Origin of the sequence: Streptomyces formicae (genome assembly GCF_002556545.1) — a bacterium.
GTDB classification, from domain to species: Bacteria; Actinomycetota; Actinomycetes; order Streptomycetales; family Streptomycetaceae; genus Streptomyces; species Streptomyces formicae_A.
In genome coordinates, this window is record NZ_CP022685.1 from 194,741 (window position 1) to 216,264 (window position 21,524).

The window sequence follows — 21,524 nt, forward strand, 5'->3', positions numbered from 1 at the left end:
GGAGCCCTGCTTGTTCGGAGCTCTCGGACAGGGTCGCGTTTTGGTGAAGTGGAATGCTTTTTGGGCGAGTTGGTGGGGTCAGATACCAACAAGCTCCAACACACCTGCCAGGGAGGTGACTTCATACGCGTGAGAGAAGGGCGCGGCGGGCTCGGTCCCCCGGTTCAGGTACACCGTCTCCCGCACGCCGAGGTCGGTCGCCGACTGCAGGTCGTAGCGAGGGCTCGACGACACGTGCATCGTCTCTTCCGGCAGACAGCCCAACCGCTCGTACATGAACTCGAAGGCACCCAGCCTCGGCTTGTACGCCCGCGCCATCTCCGCCGTGTACACCGCGTGGAAGGGGGCACCGAGCTTCGCGGCGTTCCGATGGGCGTGCTCGTCGGCGGCGTTGGAGAGGATGACGAGCGGGAAGTTCTCCGCCAGCTTCGCGAGGGGCCCGGGGACGTCGGGGTGGGGTCCCCACTCCGGCACCGCCGCGTAGACCGTGGCGGGGTCCTCGGGACGGAACGCGACTCCGGTGCTCCGGCAGGCCCGTTCGAAGGCGCGGGAGACCACCTCGTCGTACGGCCGCCAGTCCCCCATCACCTCGTCGAGCTGGTAGCAGGCGAACCGGTGGAGGAACGCGTCCAGCTTCTCGGGCGGGGCGACATCCTCGATCACGTCTCTGGCCGCGGCCCCGATGGCGAAGTCCGTCAGGGTTCCGTACATGTCGAAGGTGATGAACCGGGGACCGGGACGGCTCAACGGACTCTCCTCGCAGCGGGCGGCGGGGCCCACGGCACACCCCTGGGGCACGCCGGTTCAGGGCTACGCACAGTCCAACTCACCTGCCCCACAGGCCATTCCCGCCCCGCACATTTACTCCCGACCTCACACCGGCCCCGTCCAGCGGCGCCGCGCGCCGCCTCCCAACTCCCGGTCATATACAGCTACAGTTCCTAGCCCCCACACCATCACTCACGCCAGCACCTCCCCCCACGCCTGCATCCCGAACTCCCGTACACCCGTACGTGGTTCCACCGGAAAGGGAACGCCAGCCGTGTCTCCACGCACTCGTCTCAGACCGACACTCGTCGCCTCCGCGGCCACCGTCGTCCTCCTCGCCCTCGGGTTCACCGGCACCGCCCAGGCCACCGCGCCCGCCACGGCGCCCAGTTCGGCCGGACGCGTCGGCGACGACCCCGACCAGCCCGACAATCCCCTGTACGACGCCCCCGAGGGCCTCCAGGCCAGCTCCGGGCGTGAGGCCGTCTCGCTCTCGTGGGGCACGCTCTCCGCCGCGACCGGCTACGAGGTGTACCGGGCCGAGGCCGAGGGGACCGAGCCGGACGAGGTCGGCCCCTACGCGCTGCTCGCCACCGTGAGCACGGGGGCGTACGTCGACAGCGACGCCGACCCCGACGTCGCGTACGCCTACAAGGTCCGCGCCCTGGACGACGCCGGGCACGTCTCGCCCTACACCGAGCCCGTGCGGGGCACCCGTGACACCGTCGCACCTTTCGCACCGCGGGACCTCAAGCTCGCCCGCGAGGACGAGCGCGGTGTGACGCTGACGTGGCGGAGCGGCGACTCGGACGCGGTGAAGTACGTGGTGTACCGCTCCGAGTCACTGAACTCCCACCGCACCAAGGTCGGTTCGACGACCTCGCTGACCTTCCGTGACACGAAGGGCGACGCGGGCCTCACCTACGTGTACGAGGTTCGGGGTGTCGACGCCGCCGGGAACGAGTCCGAGCCGTCGAACTACGTGACCGGCACCAAGACCGTCACCTCCGCCACCGCGCCGAAGGCCCCCTTCCTCAACACCCCCCAGCTCACCGGCAAACGGCTCACCCTGAGGTGGTCGCAGAGCCCGTACGTGCCGGTCTCCTCCTACACCGTCTACCGTTCCAAGACCTCCCCGGTCGACATCACCGACCCGGCCAACCGCGTGGCCACGGTGACGCGTACCGAGTACACGGCCACGGTCGGCGAGGACGCGGGCGAGCGGGACTACTACTACGCCGTCGTCGCCACTTCCCCGCACTCCGTCTCCTCGCCCGCCTCCGTGTCGTCCAAGCCGACGTACACCGCGCCTCGGCCGCCGGGCGCCACACAGGTCTACGACATCGTGCCGGGCGCGGGCAGTGTGCGGCTCGACTGGTACGCCGTCCCGTACGGCGACGAGTCGCCCGTCACCGGCTACCGCGTCTACCGCTCCACCAGCCCCCACGTCACCAAGGAGAACGCCGAGTTCAGCCACGACACGAAGGACACGAGGTACGTGGACCGGGGGCTGACCGGCGGCACGAAGTACTACTACGCCATCGCCACCCTCGGCGAGGACGGCTTCGAGTCCGCCCTCTCCCCCGAGGTGTCGGCGACTCCCACGGCCTGACTAGCTCCGCTCACCCACCGCTGCCCGCACCGCCGTTGACGTCTTCGAGGCGTTGATGGCGAGTGTCAGGAGCGCCAGCGCGCCCAGCCCGAGAAGCCCCGCGACGACCGGAAGCGCCCCGGCCCCCACGCCGCTCAGCGTGACACCTCCGACGGCTCCGCCCAGCGAGACCCCGAGGTAGGTGCCCGACGTATTGAGCGCGAGGGCCTGGGGCGCGGCCGGTCCCGCGAGCAGGTAGAGCCGGGCCTGGATGGCCGGGGAGTTCCAGAAGGCCATGCCGCCCCAGACCGTGCCCACCACGACGAGGAGGGAGAAGGGCACGGGTCGGGCGAACCAGAGCAGCCCCAGGATCGCCATGCTGCCGGTGAAGACGCCGATCCCGGTGATCAGGGTGCGGTCCGGACCCCATCGGTCGGTGACCTTCCCACCCGCCCAGATGCAGAGGATTCCGGCGAACCCCGAGAGGCTGAAGGACAGCGCGCGCTGGTCCACGCTCGCCCGGCTCACCGCGTCGAGATAGGGCGCCGTGTACGTCAGCATCATCATCGAACCGGTCATGAGCGCGCAGTTCGCCAGGAGCCCGAGCGACACGGGTGCGGCGGCGAGAGTTCGCAACTGTGCGCGTACGCCGGGCACTTCACCGCACCTGTCGTGCTCGCCGGGCAGCGTCACGAGCAAGAGGGCCAGCGCCGCGGCCCCTGCCACCGCCATCGACACGAAGGTCGCCCGCCAGCCGAAGTGACCGCCGATCCAGGTGCCGATGGGCACTCCGGCCGCGATCGAACCCGTGACACCGAGCGCCACGACGGCGACGTATCTGCCGATGTGGCTCTCCGGAGCCCGCTCGGCGGCATACGCGAACACCGCCGGAGTCGTGCCCGCCGCAGCGAGTGCCGCCACGACGCGCAGGCCCACCAAGAGCCCAAAGCCGGTCGTCGAGGCCGCCAGCAGGTTCGCGGCGATGAACAGCGCGAACGAGGCGGTGAAGAGGCGTCGGCGGGACACCCGCGCCAGAGCGACCGCGGCGATCGGCGCGGCCAGGGCGACAGTGAGCGAGAAGACGGTCACCAATTGCCCGGCCTGTGCCTCGCTGACGTTCAGGTCTCGCGCTATTTCCGGCAGCACCCCCGCGATCACATAGTCGTCGGTATAGAGAACGAAAGCGGCAGCGAGCAGCGCGAACAGCCACGCGGGCACGACTGATCCCCCCTTGTGGTTTCTTTTGTTCTTCGTGATTCAGGTAATGGTGGTGACTCAGGCACTTCCCCTTGGGCGGCGCAACGGCAGTGACCGCAGATGCGCGCGCAGCGTCTTGCGCAGGCGCTCGGCGCCGAGCGATCCGTGCGGCGTCACCGCGTCCAGGGTCAGACCACCCATGAGCGCGACGAGCTGCTCGGCCTCCTCGGCCGGGTCCGGAACTTCGAGGACGCGCAGGGCATCCTCGATCACCTGGCGCAGGTCGGCCGCCATCTGTTCGGTCACCGGACGGAAGAGGGGGTTCACGCGTGCGGCGACGATGAACTCCGTCAGCACGATCGACTCGACACGGCGTTCGTCGTCGAGCGGCAGCAACTCCTCGACCAGTGTCTGCAAGGCATCGACGGCGGCTTCGCCCTCGAGTCCCGAAAGGGCGTCCGGTGAATTCCGGGTGAGCCGCCTCCCCATGCGGTCGCCGACTTCCGTCGCTGCCGCCACGAGAAGTTCGCGGTGATCACCGAAGTAGTGGCGCACCGACCCGATGTTCAGTCCCGATTCGGCGGCCACTTTACGCAGCGACAAACCGCTGAAACCTTCAGCGACCAAGAGGCGGAAAGCCGCCTCGACGACATCCTTGCGGCGCTGTTCCAAGTCAATCCGAGCTGGCATCGCCCGACAATATCACAGGCGTGATAAATAGTGGGAGCATTGTTCCCGGCGCCCGTTCGGGACGAGCACCGCACCGCCAGCCCCGAAGTGACAGTGACCGTGCACCCCCTTGACGCACTCCTCTCACGGATGAACCATTCCCGGTCAAGAGAGCGCTCCCACGGTCCCTGATCGTTCACTTCCTGAAGCCTCACACCGCCCCAAGAGGAGAGCCCCCATGCCCACCACCCCCACACGCCGTACGGTCCTCGGCGCGATCGCCGCGTCGACCGCCGCCTCGGGCCTGCCCGCACTGGCCGCCCCTGCCGCCAGTGCTCGGAGCGGCCCCGCCGCGCTGCCCGGCGGCGGCGACCTCGGTCCCCACGTGATCGTCTTCGACCCGTCGACGTCAGGCGTCCAGGCCAAGCTCGACGAGGTCTTCAAGCGGCAGGAGTCGGACCAGTTCGGCACGGGCCGCTACGCCTTCTTCTTCAAGCCCGGCACGTACAACGGGCTCAACGCCCAACTCGGCTTCTACACCTCGATCGCGGGCCTCGGCCTCTCCCCCGACGACACGACGATCAACGGTGACGTGACGGTCGACGCGGGCTGGTTCAACGGCAACGCGACCCAGAACTTCTGGCGTTCGGCGGAGAACCTCGCGCTCAAACCGGTCAACGGCACCAACCGGTGGGCGGTCGCACAGGCTGCCCCCTTCCGCCGCATGCACATCAAGGGCGGCCTCAACCTCTCACCCGACGGCTACGGCTGGGCCAGTGGCGGCTACATAGCCGACAGCCGCATCGACGGCAGCGTGGGGCCGTATTCACAGCAGCAGTGGTACACCCGCGACAGTTCCGTGGGCGGCTGGCTCAACGCGGTCTGGAACATGGTGTTCTCGGGCGTCGAGGGCGCACCCGGCCAGAGCTTCCCGAATCCTCCGTACACCACGCTCGGCACCACGCCGATCTCGCGCGAGAAGCCCTTCCTCTACCTCGCGGGCAACGAGTACAAGGTGTTCCTGCCCGAGAAGCGGACCAACGCGCGCGGCACCACCTGGGGCAACGGCACGCCCCGCGGCACCTCACTGCCGCTGAGCCAGTTCTACGTCGCCAAGCCGGGCGTCAGCGCGGCCACGCTCAACGCGGCGCTGGCCCAGGGCCTCCACCTCCTGCTGACCCCGGGCATCTACCACCTCGACCGGGCCGTGGAGGTGAACCGCGCGGACACCGTGGTGCTGGGTCTCGGCTACGCCACGCTGATCCCCGACAACGGCGTCACCGCGATGAAGGTCGCCGACGTGAACGGCGTACGGCTCGCCGGGTTCCTCATCGACGCCGGGCCCGTCAACTCCCCCGTCCTGCTGCAGATCGGCCCCCGGGGCGCGAGCGCCGACCACTCCGCCCACCCGATCACCGTGCAGGACGTCTTCATCAGGATCGGCGGCGCGGGCCCCGGCAGGGCCACGCTCAGCATGGAGGTCAACAGTCGGCACACGATCATCGACCACACCTGGGTGTGGCGCGCCGACCACGGCGCGGGCGTGGGCTGGGAGACCAATCGCGCGGACTACGGCGTGCGCGTGAACGGCGACGACGTCCTGGCGACCGGCCTGTTCGTGGAGCACTTCAACAAGTACGACGTCCAGTGGTCGGGCCAGCGCGGACGCACGATCTTCTTCCAGAACGAGAAGGCGTACGACGCCCCGAACCAGGCCGCCGTCCAGGACGGGAACGTCAAGGGCTTCGCCGCGTACAAGGTCGACACCTCCGTGACGTCCCACGAGGGCTGGGGGCTCGGCAGCTACTGCAACTACACGGCGGACCCGGGCATCCGCCAGGACCACGGGTTCGCCGCGCCGAAGACGCCCGGGGTCACGTTCCACGACCTCCTCGTCGTCTCGCTCGGCGGCATGGGTCAGTACGAGCACGTCATCAACGACACCGGCTCCGCGACCTCGGGCTCCTCGACGGTGCCGTCCACGGTGGTCTCCTACCCGTGACACCAACTCGAAGTTAGAAGCTGTAACGAAAGCTATTGACCCTCCCCCTGTCTGCGCTATACCTTCTAACTAACGCAGAAGCTTCTAGCGCTCCATGCGGTGGGCATCAACAGGCCACCGCCGACAGCGACTTACCACTGACAAGGGGATAACCATGTCCATCGTTCGCAGCACCAGCGTCCGCGCCGCCCTGCTGGCCGTCCCGCTCGTCGTCGGCATCCTCGGCACCGCCACCGCACCCGCCGGGGCCACGTCCGGGCACCACGACAAGCCCGTCACCTGCCGAGGGGCGGGCGTCGACCCCGACGCGCGGGTTCGCTACAAGACCGACACCGTGATCCACGCGTCGCTGCGCACCATATGGAAGCTGCAGACCGAGGTGGAGCGCTGGCCGTCCTGGCAGGCCCACATCACCACGATGGACCGTCTCGACGACGGCCCCTTCCGCAAGGGCTCGGCGTTCCGGTGGACGACCCCGGTGCCGCCCAACCCCGCGACCCCCGCCACCGAGCTGGACATCACGTCGACCGTCAAGCAGCTCAAGCAGAACTTCTGCATACGCTGGACCGGTCCCGCGACCGGTGAAGGACTGCACATCGACGGCGTCCACGTGTGGAACTTCACCAAGGTCAAGGGCGGAGTGCGGGTGACCACCGAGGAGACCCACAGCGGGCCTCAGGTCGACGCGAACGTTCCCGCCGCCACCAAGATCCTGGGCGACGGCCTCGAAGCGTGGATGCGCGACTTGAAGACCGCCGCCGAGGCGCGCACCCACCATGGGCAGCACGGTCAGGGGCGCTGAGCCCCGCGCCGGCTTCCGGGTCCGGCTCCTGTTCCTGTTTCTGTTCGCCCAGCTCATCACTGGGCGGAATCAGCGGCTGTTCAGCGGCTTGCCGTACTGCTGAGCCGTGGTCAGGTACGGGAGGCCGAGCGTGCGGGGCGAGAAGGCCGCCGAGCCGTGGGACGTCCCCTTGGGGAGGAGCCATGCGGCGCCCAGGGAGGCGTTCTCGCCAGGGGATCCGACCGTCACATCCGGTACGCCGTCGGCGTTGTGGTCGCCCGCGGCGACCGCCGCTCCGAAGGCGTCGCCCACCTCGGCGACGCCTGGGAGGCCCGACGTGTCCTGGTTCCAGGCGACGGACGTGGCTGCGCCGTTGGCGTCGAGCAGGCCCTGAGCGCTGCCGCGGAGCAGCCAGGCGGCTCCCGCGCCCGCTTCGCTTCCGATGGCCTCGCCGGGGGCACCCGCGATCAGGTCGTCGCGGCCGTCGCGGTTGACGTCGGTGACGGCGAGGGCGGCGCCGAAGCGGTCGCCGTCCTCGGCCACGCCCGGGACGCCCGCGGTGTCCTGGTTGAGGGTCTGGGCGCGAGTGCCGAACGAGCCGCCCGCGGGGCTGCCGTAGTGGATGTGGATGCCACCCCCCTTGGCGAGCTTCTCGGGACCGCACGGGTCGTCGATGTTCTCGTCGGCGATCTCACGGCACTCGCCGAGCGCCAGGTCGTCGTGGCCGTCGCCGTCGAAGTCACCGGCGGCCAGGGCCGTCACACCCGCGTTGTCCGTGTTCCAGAAGTTGGCCGGCTCGGACCGGTCGGCGTCCCACTTCCACAGGCGCACGTGGGACTGCGTGCTGGGCTCCCCCTCGGTCCAGTACGCCACGCCGAGGTCCGCGAGACCGTCGCTGTCGAAGTCGCCGGTGGTCAGGACGGGGGCGCGGCCACCCATCGGGGCGGCGACGACGGTGGTGACCATGCTGTCCTCGCCCTGGATGACACGGGCGACGACCTTGTCCTTGCCGCCGATCACGATCGCCTTGTTGCCGCCGCCGGTCAGGTCGGCCGCCACGACCGACGCGCCGTACGCGGCCGAGGGCGAGGGCCCGGTGAGGACCGACGACGCGGGTCCGGGCCCGTTCTTCGAGCCGCCGACGGCGATGACCATGCCCGCGTCCGTACCGCGGTCGGTGACGTCCTCGCCGGGGACGCCGACGAGCAGTTCCGCGATGCCGTCGCCGTTGAGGTCCGTCAGGGCGACCGACGCGCCGAAGCGGTCGCCCGCCTCCGGGGAGCCGGGAACCTCGGGGGTCGCCTGGGTGACACGGATGCTTCCGTGGGCGCCGACGCCCTTCGGCCCGCCCCAGACGACGTTCACGTACCCGGCCTTGGCCTTCCCGCCGACGGTCCCGTCCGGGACGCCGACGGCGAGGTCCGGGTAGCCGTCGCCGTTGAAGTCGCTCGTGGCGGTACGGGGTGCGGCAGCGGAGGCACCGGACGGGAGCACGAACCCGACGGTGACCGCGGCGGCAGCGATGGCATACGTGAGGATGCGGCGGCTGTGTGGCACGTTGGCTCCCACTCGGTCGACAGGGCGCGGGGCGCGGGTCTGTCTGGTGTGACCGTCGAGGAGCTGAGCTGGTTGTACGGTGCCGTGCTGGAGCAGCGCGAGGCAGTCGGTGGCCGTTCACCGGGGCCGGTGGTCGCCGAGTACCCGGAGTGTCCCAGCACGGCACAGGGCTCACCGGCTCCGGCACAGCTCCTGCCCCACCAGCGTGCTCATGGCCTCTCCCGTGCCCTTGCTGCCCTCTCCGGTGGCGTACACCACGGCGGTCCGGCTGCCGTCCCGGGTGACGCCACTCCACATGCGATAGCCAAGGAGTTCGCCCACGTGGCCGAAGTAGGTTCCGCCGCAGGGGAGTTCGATCTCGGCGATGCCCAGTCCGTACGCCACGCCCAGCTCGGGTGCGGTCATGGTGGTCGTCATCTCGTCGAGCCGCGCCGGGTCGAGCAGCCGTCCGCCGAGGAGGGCGGCATAGAAGCTGTTCAGGTCGTGCGTGGTGCTGATGATCGAGCCGGAGCCGACGGCCATGCTCGGGTTGAGTGCCGTGACGTCGATGCCAGGGCCGGTGCCCGCGCCGAACGCCGAGTAACCCCGGGCGTGCGGGCCCTGGATGAACGGAAAGGCGTCGGGCGCGCTCGTGTGCTTCAGTCCCAGCGGGCGGATGATCCTGTCCTTCACCTCGTCCGCCCACTTTTCACCGGTGGCCTTCTCGATGATCATCGCGGCGAGAACGTAGTTGGTGTTGGAGTACGACCAGCCCCGCCCCGGAGGAAAGGGGCGATCGTGCCGCATCGCCAGGCCCACCAGTTCCTCGGGGGTGTAGGTGCGGAACCGCTCGGCTCGGTAGCCCTTCGTGCTGTTCAGCGAAGGGATGTCCGGCTTGATGTCGGGGATGCCGCTGGTGTGTTGCAGCAGCTGCCGGACACTGATGTTCCTGCCGTCGTTGCCGTTGCCCTCGACCACTCCCGGCAGCCACTGCTCGACGGTGTCCTCCAGGGACAGGCGCCCCTCTTCGACGAGTTGCAGCACGACGGTGGCGGTGAAGGTCTTGGTGGCGCTGCCGATCCGGAACCTGCCGTCGCGCGGCATCGGCCGTTGAGTGCCCGACTCGGCCGTTCCGGCGCGTGCCGTGCCGTCCGCGTCCGGCGACGTCACCTCGGCGGACACCCCCACGGCCCCGGTGTCGCGGATCGCGTCCACCTCCTGTTGCAGCGGATCGGCCTGCTGGGGCCGCGCCGCCGGGGCAAGACCCGTCGCCGCCGCGGTCGTCAGTCCGGTCGATGCCGCGAGGACGACCGCGGCCAGGCCGGTCAGGACGAGTGGGCCACGGCGAAGCCGTCTTGGCGCATGCATGGGAGATCCCCTTGCTGTTCAGCTCGCCCGCGCGTTCAGGGACCGCGCGGACCGCGTCCGGCGGCCGTCTCGCCCCTGGGCCGGTGGTCGTCGACCATCCCACCAGCGAGGAGAGAACCGGCCCATCCGGCTCTCCCCCGACGCGCCGACGTGCTGCCCTCAGGGCGGTGCCGGGGGTTATCCCCCAGGACGGCCCGTTCCGGCGCGGCTCAGTCCCCCTGTGCCCAGGCCGCCACCGGAAGCGACAGATAGACACCGAAGTCGCTCGGGCCGATCGCCGCCGTGATGCCCTCGTGCAAGCGGTCCACGCGCTCCTGGCGGTCGGCGGCCCTGCTCTCGAAGAACTTCGAGCGGATCTCGATCACGAAGTCCAGGCCACTGCGGTCGAAGGGGCCCAACTCCCGGAAGCGCAGCTCCACATCGCCCGGCTGAAGGTCCCCGTCGTAGGGCTCTTCGGGGCATTCCACGGCCAGGGACACCAAGTGCGGGAGCGCTGAACCCAGTTCGCGCAGCGTCGGCTCGGCGACGTGCGGCGCGTAGGTGATCTCGACGAGAGGCATGTGATCATTCTATCGAGGGGGTACGGGTGGGCTCGGCCGCAGCCCTTCCAGGCAGGCCAGCGCCTCGTCGAGCGCGGCCGCGAAGTCCAAGTCCGGATCCTCGGCCCACTCCAGCGAGACCTGCAGCAGCACGCCGAACACGGCCCCGGTGTAGGCGCGCACCATGGCATCGCGCGGGTCGCGCCCCGCCCGCTTGGCCACCTGCTCGGAGAGGACCCGCATGCTCTGGGTGACATCGCCGAGGCTGGCGCCCCACAGTTCCGGCTCGGAGACGATGAGGACCCAGCGTTCGCGTTGCAGGGCCAACTCCTGCGCGGAGATGTCCTCCAGCATCGACCGGATCGTCTGCCGTTCGGCCTCGATCGTCGTCAGCTCGGGCGACTGCGCCTGGAACATCGCCGCGAAGGGCAGGTCGTACTCGCGGGAGAAGACCAGGTCCTGCTTGGTCGCGAAGTAGCGGAAGACGGTGCTGGGGGCGACCTCCGCGGCCTCGGCGACCTGTTCGACCGTCGTGGCCGCGTAGCCCCGCTCCCTGAACAGCCGCACCGCCTCCCGTTGGATGGCGGCCTTGGTCCGTGCCTTCTTGCGTTCTCTCAGGCCCGGCACCGATCCGGGCCGGTCAGGCTGCGTCTGCGGCTTCATGCTCAGATTCTGCGTTCTGGGCGGCGCTCCGACCAACACGGCGCGGCAGCCACACCACGGCGATGAGCACGCCGAGCAGCCCCAGACCGCCGGACACGACCAGGACGACGTCCAGTCCGTGCACGAACGCGGCGCTCACCGAATCGGCGAGGGAGGAGGAGTGGGTCGCCCTGGCCACGGCGAGGCCGCCGAAGACGGACTCCTCGACCGCATCCTGGGCGCGCTCGGGCAGTCCGTCGAGTTCAAGACCGCCCCGGTAGCCGGAGTTGAGGATCGACCCGAGGATGGCCGCGCCGAAGCTGCCGCCGAGCGTACGGATGGACTGGTTGACGCCCGAGCCGACTCCCGCGCTGTCCTCGGAGAGGGTCCCGAGTGCCGCGTCCATGACGGTCGGCAGCGCGAAGCCGAGGCCGATTCCGTACACGGCCGTCCACGCGGCGGCGAGGCCCGTGCCGCTCCCGGTGTCCGTGGTGGCGCCGTAGAAGAGCCCCGCGGCCAGCAGCGCGAGCCCGAGTCCGACCGCGGCGCGCGGGCCGATCGCCTTGGCGAGCCTCGGGGCGACGGACACCCCCACGAGCAGCCCGCCGACCATCGGAAGGAGGCGGAATCCGCTGCCGAGGGCGTCGGTTCCCAGGATCGCCTGGTAGTACTGCGGCATCGTGAAGAGCACGCCGAACATGGTGAAGTTGATGACCGTGCCGAGCAGCGTGCCGGTGGTGAACCGGGCGGAGCGGAAGAGGGACAGGTCGACCAGCGGATCGGCGACCCGCCGCTCCCAGAGGACGAACACCACGAGCACGAGCAGACCGCCAAGGAGGGGTGCCAGCGTGGTGACGTCCGTCCAGCCCTTCTCGCCGCCCTGGATCACGCCGTAGGTCATCGCGGCCAGACCCGTGCTGGAGAACACCAGACCGCCCACGTCGAACCGTTTGGCCTCCTTGGACCTCGACTCCGGCAGCCAGGCGGACACGGCCAGGAAGGCGAGGATCACCACCGGCACGTTGATCAGGAACACCGATCCCCACCAGAAGTGGTTGAGAAGGTACCCGCCCAGGATCGGCCCGAGCGGGTAGGCGAGCATCGCCGCGCCCGCGACCGCGCCGATCGCCTTGGGGCGCTCCTCGTCGGAGAACATCACCGGCAACAGCGAGAGCGTGGTCGGCATGATCAGCGCGGCGCCCAGGCCGAGGACGGCGCGGGCGCCGATGAACGTGCCGGGAGACGTGGCGTAGGCGCAGGCGAGCGAGGCCGCCCCGAAGAGCACCAGCGCGCCGAGCAGCACCTTCTTGCGCCCGTACCGGTCCCCCAGCATTCCGGCCGGGATCATGCCGGCGGCGAAGACCAGCGTGTACGACGTGACGAACCACTGGAGCTCGACGTTGTTCGCGCTCAGGTCATCGGCCATGACCGGCAGCGCCAAGCTCAGGATCGTCACGTCGAATCCCACGACGAGGGACGCGAGTACGAGAGCACCGACGGCCCACCACCTGCGCGCGCCCGGATCTGCCGACATCGGGGTCCACCACCTTCTCGAACTTATGAGAGTCGACTCTTTTTTCGGAGGCTACTCTCATTTTCACGGGATGGCGAGCAGCCCCACCTCCAGATCGGCGACCACGCCGTAGTGATCGCTCGCCCACACGCCCTCGACCGGCTCGTCGAGGACGAGTTCGGCGCCGCGCACCCGTGCGTACGCGTGCGGGTGCGCGTGCGTCGAGCCGACGAAGACGTAGTCGAAGCGGCTGCGATGACCGGGCTGGCGGACCAGACGGCCGATGTCCTCGGCCGCCCGGGGGTTGTCGGCGGACCACGTGTGTCCGGGACCGGAGCCCGCGATCCGCCAGGCGTCGTGGAAGTGCGTGCTGCGCCCCGACAGAGACTGCCGCCCCGTCAGGTACCGGATGCTCGATGCCTCGGGATCCGCGTTGAAGTCACCGGCCATGATCGTGGGCAGGGCGGTCCTGTGCCGGGCGTCCAGATCGCTCAAGGCCAGTACCTGACGCTCCCGTTGGGCCTCCATGTCGAGCCGGAAGGACGTCGTGGGCGCGATGAACAGCACGTCTCCGAGCTGTTCGGGCAGCGGCACCAGCGCAGCGAGCGTGAGCCAGGGGACGTCAGGGGCGTCCGTGCCCCGCTGGTCGAGGACTTCGACGACGCGGTGCGGCGCGCGCGTCGCGATCGCCGTGCCGCCGAACCGGTCGGCATGGGGCGGCGTCACCGCGGCCGTCTGCGACTGGTGGGTGCCGTGCAGCCCGGTTCCTTCGATGAGGCGGGGCAGTTGGCCGGGCAGCACCTCCTGCAGGGCGAGGACATCCGGTGCGAGCCGCCGCAGTTCGGCGTTGATCAGCGCCTCCCGCGCGGCGGCGTCGCCCCGGTTGTTCCATACGTTCAAGGTCATGACGCGCAGATCCGCCACCACCACGTCCTTTCTGTGTGTGGTCCACTCCCCTCACAACCGCCGGATTACGGTGGCGTCGATCTCGAGCACCACCAGCGGGCTCACCATGGCCGTCGTGAGGAGGTTCCAGTTCACGCCCCAGTCGTTCCTGTCGATGGTGGCGCCGCACGTGAAGCCCAGCCGGAGCCCGCCCCGCGCGTCGTCCTCCGCACCGCTCAGCTCGACGTCCACGGTCACGGGCCTGGTCACCCCGCGCAGTGTCAGATCGCCCATGACCTCGAAGGCCGTGTCGTCGACCTGCCGCACCTCGCTCGAGGTGAAGGTCATCTCCGGGTGATCGGCCGCGTCGAGGAACCGCGTGCGCAGCAGGTCGTCGCGCTGCCGGTTGCCGGTCCGGACGCTCGCGGCCGGGATCACGATCCGCACGCCGGACCGCGACGGATCCTCTCCGTCCACGCGTACGACGCCCTCGCACTCCTCGAACTCCCCCCGCACCCTGGAGGCCATCCGGTGCCGGGCGACGAGCCCGATCCTGGTGCGGGCGGCGTCCAGGGCGTACTCCCCGGTCAGTTCGTCGAATCTGGTGATGGACATGTCGGTCCCTCCCGGGGAGCCATGTGGTGGTGGATTCCTGGGAGTTGTCCGCGTGGTCCCAGGTGGCGCGATCAGCCGAACTGACCGGGCTTGTAGTCGCCGGCGGGCTGCTGGACCAGCACGTTCAGACGGTTGAAGGCGTTGATGAGCGTGATCACCGACACCAACGCGGCGAGCTGGTCCTCGTCGTAGTACTTGGCGGCCTCGGCCCATGCCTCGTCGCTGACGCCCTGGGACGCGTCGGCGATGCGGGTGCCCTGCTCCGCCAGCTCGAGGGCGGCACGTTCGGCGTCGGTGAAGACGGTGGCCTCCCGCCAGGTCGCCACGAGGTTCAGGCGGATCGCGCTCTCACCCGCGTGCGTCGCGTCCTTGGTGTGCATGTCGACGCAGAAGGCACAGCCGTTGATCTGGCTGGCGCGGAGCGCCACGAGTTCCGGCGTCGCGGGCGGCAGGGTCGTCTGCGCGAGCCCCGCTGCCGCGGCCGCGAGGTGCTTCACGACCTTCGCCGAGACCGGATTGGTGAGGATGTCGATTCGGGCCTGCATGAGGGATCTCCTTAGGTCACTTGTTCGTCCAGGAGTACGACGAGACAGCCGAGCGGAATGTGAGGCGCGCGCCCACCTCACATGTCGCGGGGCTGTCTCGTCGTACGGGTGAGGACAGCTGTCGTGCGGATCACGAGGGGCAGGACAGCAGGGACGGCCAAGGGAGCGACGACACCATGAACACCCCATCCGAGCCGGACGGGAGCGGCCCGCTCGACCCGGGCCTGAGCGCGGTCATCAGCGAGCGGCGTCAACTGATCAACGTCGCCTACCGGCTGCTCGGCTCGGTGGCCGACGCCGAGGACGTCGTACAGGAGACGTACGCGCGGTGGTACGCCATGTCACCCCGCGAGCAGGACGCCATCAAGTCCCCCGGCGGCTGGCTCACCAAGGTCGCGGGCCGCATCTGCCTCGACCAGCTCGGCTCGGCGCGGGCGCGACGCGAGACGTACGTGGGCGAGTGGATCCCGGAGCCGGTGCCCGACCCCACCGAGTGGATCGGCGGGCGTCCCGCCGGGCGGACGGCGGACCCCGCCGACCGCGTCACGCTCGACGAGTCGATCAGCATGGCGTTCCTCGTCGTCCTGGAGTCGATGACGCCGGCCGAGCGCGTCGCGTTCGTGCTCCACGACGTCTTCCGCTACTCCTTCGCCGAAGTCGCCGACATCGTCGGCCGGACCCCGGCGGCCTGCCGCCAGCTGGCCTCGTCGGCCCGCCGCCGCATCCGCGCGTCGCACGCCCGCGCGACGCCCGCGGCCCGACGCGCCGACCTCGTCAGGGACTTCAAGCAGGCGTGGGAGGCCAAGGACATCGACGCCCTCATCGGCCTGCTCGATCCGGAAGCGACGGCCCTCGCCGATGGCGGCGGCCTGGTCAACGCCGTGCCGCACCCGCTCGGCGGCGGCGAGCGGATCGCGCGCTACCTGATCGCCGCCACCGCCCTGACGAGCGGTCAGACGATCCTGGAGCGAACGGTCAACGGCCAGCCGGGGCTCGTCTTCCAGCAGGACGGCGTCACCGTGTCGGTCATCGCGTTCGACTTCGCGGACGACCGGATCACGAGCCTGTGGGGCGTACGGAACCCCGAGAAGCTCAGGAAGTGGACGACGGCCTGACCGCGGTCTGCTCCTCGTCGGTGCCGGAGTGACGGACAGCACCGGGAAGCGGGCAAAAAGAAGGACAAGAAGCTCACCCGCTCCTTGCCACTCTTAACTTATAGCGGACAGGGGGCCTTGCGGCAAGGCCCCGGTCATGGCGCAGAATCATCGGCCGAAGCCGGAATCCGCGCAGGTGGGAGCCGGGAATTCAGGTCATTGAACATGTGAGTTGGGGGATTTCGTTGATCGACGTGATCATCGCCGGTGGTGGACCGACCGGTTTGATGCTGGCCTGCGAGTTGCGGCTGGCCGGGGTGCACGTGGTCGTCCTGGAGAAGCTGACCGAGCCGACCAAGCAGTCCCGTGGACAGGGGCTGCACGCGCGCAGCGTCGAGATGATGGACCAGCGCGGCCTGCTCGACCGCTTCCTCGCGGTCAGCGAGACGTACAGCGTCGGGGGTCTCTTCGGCGGCATCATGAAGCCGTGGCCCGAGCGGCTCGACACGGCGCACGCCTACGGTGTCGCCACCCCGCAGCCCCTCACCGAGCGGCTGCTCGGCGAGCGCGCGGCCGAACTCGACACCGACGTCCGGCGCGGCTGCGAAGTGGTCGGTGTCCGCCAGGACGAGGACGGGGTGGACGTCGACCTCGCGGACGGGACGCGACTGCGTGCGCGCTACCTCGTCGGATGCGACGGCGGCCGCAGTACGGTGCGCAAGCTGATCGGCGTCGGCTTCCCCGGGGTGGCCGCCACGGTCGAGACGCTGCTGGGCGAGATGGCGGTGACCGAGGATCCCGAGACGATCGCCGCGGTCGTCAAGGAGGTCACCAAGACCCAACTCCGTTTCGGCGTTTCGCCCAGCCAGGACGGGCTGTACCGCGTGGTCGTGCCCGCCGACTCGGTGGCCGAGGACCGGGCGACCGAGCCGACCCTCGACGACTTCAAGAAGCAGCTCATCGCGGTCGCGGGCACGGACTTCGGGGTGCACTCGCCGCGCTGGCTCTCCCGGTTCGGCGACGCCACCCGGCAGGCCGAGCGCTACCGGGTCGACCGGGTCTTCCTGGTCGGCGACGCGGCACACATCCACCCGCCGACCGGCGGGCAGGGGCTCAACCTAGGTGTGCAGGACGCGTTCAACCTCGGCTGGAAGCTGGCCGCCGCGGTCAACGGCTGGGCGCCGGAGGGGCTCCTCGACACCTACCACGCCGAACGGCACCCGGTGGGCGCGGACGTCCTGAACAACACCCGCGCGCAGATCACCCTCCTCGGCACCGATCCGGGCGCGACCGCGCTGCGCGAACTGTTCTCGAAGCTGATGGACTTCGAGGAGGTGAACCGGTACGTGACCGGGATCATCACCGCGGTCGACGTCCGCTACGACTTCGGCGCGGGCCATGACGGCCATGACCTGCTCGGGCGCCGGATGCGCGACGTACAGCTCAAGCAGGGCCGTCTGTACGAGTTGACGCACGAAGGCCGCGGCCTGCTCCTGGACCGGACGGGCCACCTGTCGGTGGAGGGCTGGACCGACCGGGTCGACCACGTCGTCGACACCGGCGAGGAACTGGACGCGCCCGCCGTACTACTGCGGCCTGACGGGCATGTGGCCTGGGTCGGCGAGGACCAGGAGAGCCTGCTGCGCGAGCTGCCGAAGTGGTTCGGCGCCGCGACCGGCTGACCGGTCATGCGGCGATCGGGCCCGCGGTGGGCGGCGCGTGCCGTCCACCGCGGGGCGCGCTCACAGCCGTCGGACGCGCAGCACCCCGGTCCGCATCGGCAGGGTGAACTCACCGCGAGCGGTCGCCGGTGCGCTCGCGAGGAACGCGCGGATCCGGGCCAGCGCGGCCTGTTGTTCCTCTTCCGGCATGACCAGCATCCCCGCGCGCGTGGCGATGGTCTCGACGAGGGAGTCGGCGGTGCGGCGCTGCCCGTGCGGGAAGTCCGCCTGCTCCGGTGCGCCGAACCGGGTGGCCGCGCCGGTCTTCGGGCGATGCAGGTCGGCCGTCTCGGCGCGCCAGCTCGCCGGGGTGTCGCGCGGGCCCACGGCCGCCTTTCCGCTGACGCGGGCGAGCCCGGCGACCCACTCGACCTGGTCGTCCATGAGGTTCCACAGACCGGCGAGTACGCCTCCGGGGACGAGGACCCTGGCGATCTCGGGCCCGGCGAGGGCCATGTCGAACCAGTGCAGGGCGTTGCCCGCGAGCACGGCGTCCACGGACGCGTCCGGCAGCGGAATCGCCTCGGCGCTGCCCGGCAGGGCACGGACGCCCGGCAGCGAGCGGCTCAGCTCGCCCAGCATGGCCGGATCGGGCTCGACCGCGATGACGTCGGCCCCCAGATCGACCAGCGTGGCGGTCAACTTGCCCGTTCCCGCGCCGAGATCGAGCACGCGCGGTCCTGGCGAAGGTTCGAGCGCCCAGCGCACCGCGGTCCGCGCGTAGTCGGGACGGTGTTCCGCATACGCGGCCGCCGCCGCCCCGAACGACGAGGCGTGGAGCGGCAGTTCATCCTGATCCATAAGCGATCTCCGTTTCCTATTCGGTGCGCAGGGCCGTCGCGGTGCGGGCCCTGGCGGCCCAGCCTGCGGGCAGCAGCGCTCCCAGGGTGGCGATGAGCAGGCCGCCGAGTGCGAGGGGAAGCAGTTCGACCCCGTCGTAGACGTCGATGACGGAATCGGGAAGGCGCAGCCCCACACTGTCCCCCATCGCGGGGAGCACCCAACCGTGCAGGGCGACGCCGAGCGGTACGCCCAGGGCGCCCGCGACGAGGCCGGTCACGACGACCGAGGTGACGACCATCGCGACGGTCTGGCGGGGCGTCATGCCGAGTGCCTTGTGCACACCGATCTCCCTGACGCGCTCGCGGGTGTCGAGCAGTACGCCGTTGAGCACGCCGAGCGCGGCGACGGCGACGAGCATCAAGGTGAGGGTCGCGGACAGCGCGTTAAGCGTGACGACCATGTCGCCGCCCGCGTCGAGGCCGCCCGCCCTGGCGGTGGCCCCCAGCGGGTCCAGGCTCCTGTTCAGCGCGTCGACGTAGCGGGAGACGTCGGTGCCCGACGTGAGCGCGATGTGATGGCTCGTCTCCGTCAGATCGGGGTGCGCGGCGGCGAGGGTCGAGGCGTCGGTGAAGACCTGCATGCCGTCGTTGCGGGGGTCGAGGACCTCGCCGACGATCCGGACCGTGACCGGTTCGGCCAGGCCGTCAAGGGTGACGGCGTCGCCGACGCGGGTGCCGGTGGCGGCCAGGAAAGGGGTGGGGACGACGGCCTCACCGGCCCGGTCGAGCCAGCGGCCCGAGACCAACGTGAAGCCGCCCCAGGAGGCGTCGCCGGTGAAGGCGACCGTGTCGACGGTGCCGGTCACGCCGGACACGGTCGTCCGTACCTTCGTCGCGCTGTAGTACTTCCCCGTTCCCTCGGCGGACTTGACGGCCGAGGCGACCTCGGCGGGGTTCGGCGCGCGCCGCTCCTTCTCGGATCCGGAGAGCGGAGGGCCGAAGTCCGGCATGGGCGCGGGGACGACGACATCGGCGGCGTCGTGGGCCTTGGCCTTCATCACCTCGCCGAGGGTGGCGCCCATCCCCACGGTGAACGTGACGGCGACGGTGCCGAACAGGATCGCCGTGCCCATGGCCAGTGCGCGGGCAGGCCGCGCGAACGGCCTGGCCAGGCCCAGGGCGACCGGTTGAGGCAACGGCAGCCTGCCGGTCAGCCGGGCCGCACGTCGGCCGCGTGCCGCGGCGACGGAGCGCCCGACGGCGAGCGCGTCGACCGTACGCAACCGCCCGGCCCGCAAGGCGCTCGCCCACGCGGTCGCCGCGACCAGGCCGAGCACTCCGCCGAGCACCGCCAGGTCGACCCAGGGGGCGATGCCCAGGGACGAGGTGCCGTAGACCTCCCCGGTCTCGGCCAGTACGGGGACGGCGAACAGATGACCGGCGACGAGGCCGAGGCCCGCCCCGGCGGCGGCTGGGATCAGCGCCTGGCCCACGTAGGCCCGCACGACCAGGGCGGGGGTGAAGCCGACGGCCTTGAGGATGCCGATCCTGCGCGTTCCCGCACCGACGGCCGACGCGACGACGTTGCCGACGACGAGCACCGACATGACCAGGCCCAGGGCGCCGAACGCGATGAGGAAGGGGACGTAGACGGCTGTGTCGCGCTCGGCGGTCTTCTTGACGGTGAGCCAGGACCGTTCACCGACGGCCGCTCCGGCGGGCAGGGATCGCGTCACGGCCTCGCGCCCCTCGGCGATCCGGGCGGCGGTGTCCGCCTCGGTGAAGCGGTAGAGCATCTGGTAGCCGCCGCTGCCGCGTGCGGTGAGCGCGGGCATCTGGGACGGAACCACCCAGGCGTCGGCGGTCCCCGTGACCGAGCGGGCCACGCCGACCACCGTCAGCGTCGGATCGCCGGGCAGGTGGGAGAAGGTGACCTTGCCACCCAGGGTCGGGATGCGCGCGGAGTCGTTCGACAGCACGATCTCACCGGAACGCACGGGCCACCGCCCGTCGAGCAGCTTCACCTCGTCCACGTCCCGGCCGGGATCGCCCCGGCCGACCACGGTCATCGGCCACCCCGGGCCCGCCTCGTCCGCCCGGGGGGAAACCGTCGCCGTACGGAATGGCCCCGCCGAACCGCTCACCCCCTCGGCGTCCTTGGACTTCGCCAACTGCCCGGCACGCACCTCGGACGCGTCGAACGCCACGGACAGGTGCGCGCTGCTCGGCGAAGGCGTCGCCGAAGGGCGCTCCGGAGACCACGAGCAGCGATCCGCCGAGGACGGACGCGGCCACCGCCATCATCGTGGCGAGCCCGATCACCAGCGTCTGCACCCGGCGGCGGCCCACCCCCGAGCGCACCACGTTGCCTAGCGCGCTCATCGGGCGGACTCCGGGGCGAGGTCCTGCGTCCTGACGTCCTCGGTGATCCGGCCGTCGGCGATCGTGACCGTGCGGTTCGTGCAGGAGCGGGCCAGCGCCAGGTCGTGGGTGACCACGACGATGGTCTGGCCCTCGGCGTTGAGTTCGGTGAGCAGCGCGCTGACGTCCTGTCCCGCGGCCGTGTCCAGCGCGCCGGTCGGCTCGTCGGCGAGGAGCAGCGGCGGTCGGTTCATCAACGCCCTTGCCACCGCGACCCGTTGGCGCTCGCCGCCGGAGAGACGCCCCGGGTAGGCGCGGGCGTGCCGGTCGATGCGCAGGCCCTCCAAGAGCTCCGCCGCCCGCCGGGCGGCCTCGGCGCGTGCCATGCCCGCGAGCCTGGCGGGCAGGACGACGTTGTCGGTGACCGTCAGATCGTCGAGCAGGTTGAAGAACTGGAAGATCATGCCGATCCTCGACCGCCGGTAGAGCGCCGCCCCGGCCTCGCCCAGTTGGTCCACCCGCACTCCGGCCACGGTCACCGTCCCCGTATCGGGCCGGTCCAGGCCCGCGATGAGATGGAGCAGCGTGGACTTGCCGCTACCCGAAGGGCCGAGGATCGCGACGGCCTCGCCCGCCCGGACGGTCAGCGACGCCTCGTGCAGCGCGGGTGGCCCTGCGTCGTACCTGCGGCTCACGTCGCGCAGTTCGATCACCGGCATGGTCATGAAGGGCTCCTCGGTCATGGGCAGTTGGCTGCGCAAGGCAGGCGCAGCTGACTGCGGGAACGCTAGGAGCGGCCCGGGCCCGCACGCGTCGGCCGCAGGAACCCTTCGTGCCACCGCGCTTCGATGAGCACCGGGGAGGTCATCCCTGCGATGTAGGCGTGCGGTGCAGGCGGGAATGGCCGTCAAGACG

Annotated in this window: 18 protein-coding genes and 1 pseudogene; 5 read left to right on the plus strand and 14 right to left on the minus strand. The window is 70.5% G+C overall.

Annotated features, from left to right (window positions below; translation table 11 throughout):
• Positions 1-78: 78 nt before the first annotated feature.
• A complete protein-coding gene (locus KY5_RS00850; protein ID WP_098240330.1) occupies positions 79-747 on the minus strand; it encodes a haloacid dehalogenase type II in 669 nt (222 codons plus the stop codon).
• A gap of 295 nt (positions 748-1,042) precedes the next feature.
• Between KY5_RS00850 and KY5_RS00855 the strand changes: the two genes are divergently transcribed.
• Positions 1,043-2,380, plus strand: coding sequence for a fibronectin type III domain-containing protein (locus KY5_RS00855; protein ID WP_098240331.1), 1,338 nt, complete (start codon positions 1,043-1,045; stop codon positions 2,378-2,380).
• Here the strand turns inward: KY5_RS00855 and KY5_RS00860 are convergent, their stop codons facing one another.
• The gene (locus KY5_RS00860) at positions 2,381-3,577 is read right to left on the minus strand and encodes an MFS transporter (protein ID WP_098240332.1); all 1,197 of its coding nucleotides are present in this window, start codon (positions 3,575-3,577) and stop codon (positions 2,381-2,383) included. It abuts the gene before it with no gap.
• Positions 3,578-3,634: 57 nt separating this feature from the next.
• A complete protein-coding gene (locus tag KY5_RS00865; RefSeq protein WP_098240333.1) occupies positions 3,635-4,246 on the minus strand; it encodes a TetR/AcrR family transcriptional regulator in 612 nt (203 codons plus the stop codon).
• A gap of 217 nt (positions 4,247-4,463) precedes the next feature.
• On the opposite strand from KY5_RS00865, the gene KY5_RS00870 reads away from it, so the two are divergent.
• Together KY5_RS00870 and KY5_RS00875 are read left to right on the plus strand one after the other, a co-directional pair.
• On the plus strand, positions 4,464-6,227 hold the full coding sequence (locus KY5_RS00870; protein ID WP_098240334.1) for a coagulation factor 5/8 type domain-containing protein: 1,764 nt from the start codon (positions 4,464-4,466) through the stop codon (positions 6,225-6,227).
• A gap of 154 nt (positions 6,228-6,381) precedes the next feature.
• Positions 6,382-7,029, plus strand: coding sequence for an SRPBCC family protein (locus KY5_RS00875; RefSeq protein ID WP_098240335.1), 648 nt, complete (start codon positions 6,382-6,384; stop codon positions 7,027-7,029).
• A gap of 69 nt (positions 7,030-7,098) precedes the next feature.
• On the opposite strand, the gene KY5_RS00880 is transcribed toward KY5_RS00875, so the two are convergent.
• The 8 genes from KY5_RS00880 to KY5_RS00915 all read right to left on the minus strand — a co-directional run bounded on the left by KY5_RS00880 (position 7,099) and on the right by KY5_RS00915 (position 14,651).
• Positions 7,099-8,565 (minus strand): FG-GAP-like repeat-containing protein, encoded by a 1,467-nt coding sequence (locus tag KY5_RS00880; RefSeq protein WP_234362568.1) that lies wholly within the window; start codon positions 8,563-8,565, stop codon positions 7,099-7,101.
• A 171-nt stretch (positions 8,566-8,736) separates the two neighbouring features.
• A complete protein-coding gene (locus KY5_RS00885) occupies positions 8,737-9,912 on the minus strand; it encodes a serine hydrolase domain-containing protein (protein ID WP_199842875.1) in 1,176 nt (391 codons plus the stop codon).
• Between the two features lie 209 nt (positions 9,913-10,121).
• The gene (locus KY5_RS00890) at positions 10,122-10,472 is read right to left on the minus strand and encodes a hypothetical protein (RefSeq protein ID WP_098240336.1); all 351 of its coding nucleotides are present in this window, start codon (positions 10,470-10,472) and stop codon (positions 10,122-10,124) included.
• Between the two features lie 9 nt (positions 10,473-10,481).
• The gene (locus KY5_RS00895; RefSeq protein ID WP_098240337.1) at positions 10,482-11,114 is read right to left on the minus strand and encodes a TetR/AcrR family transcriptional regulator; all 633 of its coding nucleotides are present in this window, start codon (positions 11,112-11,114) and stop codon (positions 10,482-10,484) included.
• Positions 11,092-12,627, minus strand: coding sequence for an MFS transporter (locus tag KY5_RS00900; protein WP_098240338.1), 1,536 nt, complete (start codon positions 12,625-12,627; stop codon positions 11,092-11,094). Before KY5_RS00900 ends, KY5_RS00895 begins: the two co-directional genes overlap by 23 nt.
• 63 nt (positions 12,628-12,690) lie before the next feature.
• Entirely contained in the window at positions 12,691-13,512 is an 822-nt protein-coding gene (locus tag KY5_RS00905; protein WP_098246993.1) for an endonuclease/exonuclease/phosphatase family protein, read from the minus strand.
• Between the two features lie 51 nt (positions 13,513-13,563).
• Positions 13,564-14,106, minus strand: a complete 543-nt coding sequence (locus KY5_RS00910) for a YceI family protein (protein ID WP_098240339.1) — start codon at positions 14,104-14,106, stop codon at positions 13,564-13,566.
• A 71-nt stretch (positions 14,107-14,177) separates the two neighbouring features.
• On the minus strand, positions 14,178-14,651 hold the full coding sequence (locus KY5_RS00915) for a carboxymuconolactone decarboxylase family protein (protein WP_098240340.1): 474 nt from the start codon (positions 14,649-14,651) through the stop codon (positions 14,178-14,180).
• 176 nt (positions 14,652-14,827) lie between these two features.
• Here KY5_RS00915 and sigJ point away from each other — a divergent pair, with 176 nt between their 5' ends.
• Together sigJ and rox are read left to right on the plus strand one after the other, a co-directional pair.
• The gene (gene sigJ / locus KY5_RS00920; RefSeq protein WP_098240341.1) at positions 14,828-15,766 is read left to right on the plus strand and encodes an RNA polymerase sigma factor SigJ; all 939 of its coding nucleotides are present in this window, start codon (positions 14,828-14,830) and stop codon (positions 15,764-15,766) included.
• Positions 15,767-15,990: 224 nt separating this feature from the next.
• Positions 15,991-17,427 (plus strand): rifampin monooxygenase, encoded by a 1,437-nt coding sequence (gene rox / locus KY5_RS00925; RefSeq protein ID WP_098240342.1) that lies wholly within the window; start codon positions 15,991-15,993, stop codon positions 17,425-17,427.
• 60 nt (positions 17,428-17,487) lie between these two features.
• On the opposite strand, the gene KY5_RS00930 is transcribed toward rox, so the two are convergent.
• From KY5_RS00930 to KY5_RS00940, 3 genes and pseudogenes are all read right to left on the minus strand, one after another.
• The gene (locus tag KY5_RS00930) at positions 17,488-18,267 is read right to left on the minus strand and encodes a class I SAM-dependent methyltransferase (RefSeq protein ID WP_098240343.1); all 780 of its coding nucleotides are present in this window, start codon (positions 18,265-18,267) and stop codon (positions 17,488-17,490) included.
• Between the two features lie 16 nt (positions 18,268-18,283).
• Positions 18,284-20,630: pseudogene (locus tag KY5_RS00935) on the minus strand (ABC transporter permease).
• Complete coding sequence (locus KY5_RS00940; protein WP_098240344.1) at positions 20,627-21,334, minus strand: ABC transporter ATP-binding protein; 708 nt, start codon at positions 21,332-21,334, stop codon at positions 20,627-20,629. The pseudogene KY5_RS00935 and the gene KY5_RS00940 overlap by 4 nt, the downstream one beginning before the upstream one ends.
• Positions 21,335-21,524: the final 190 nt, after the last annotated feature.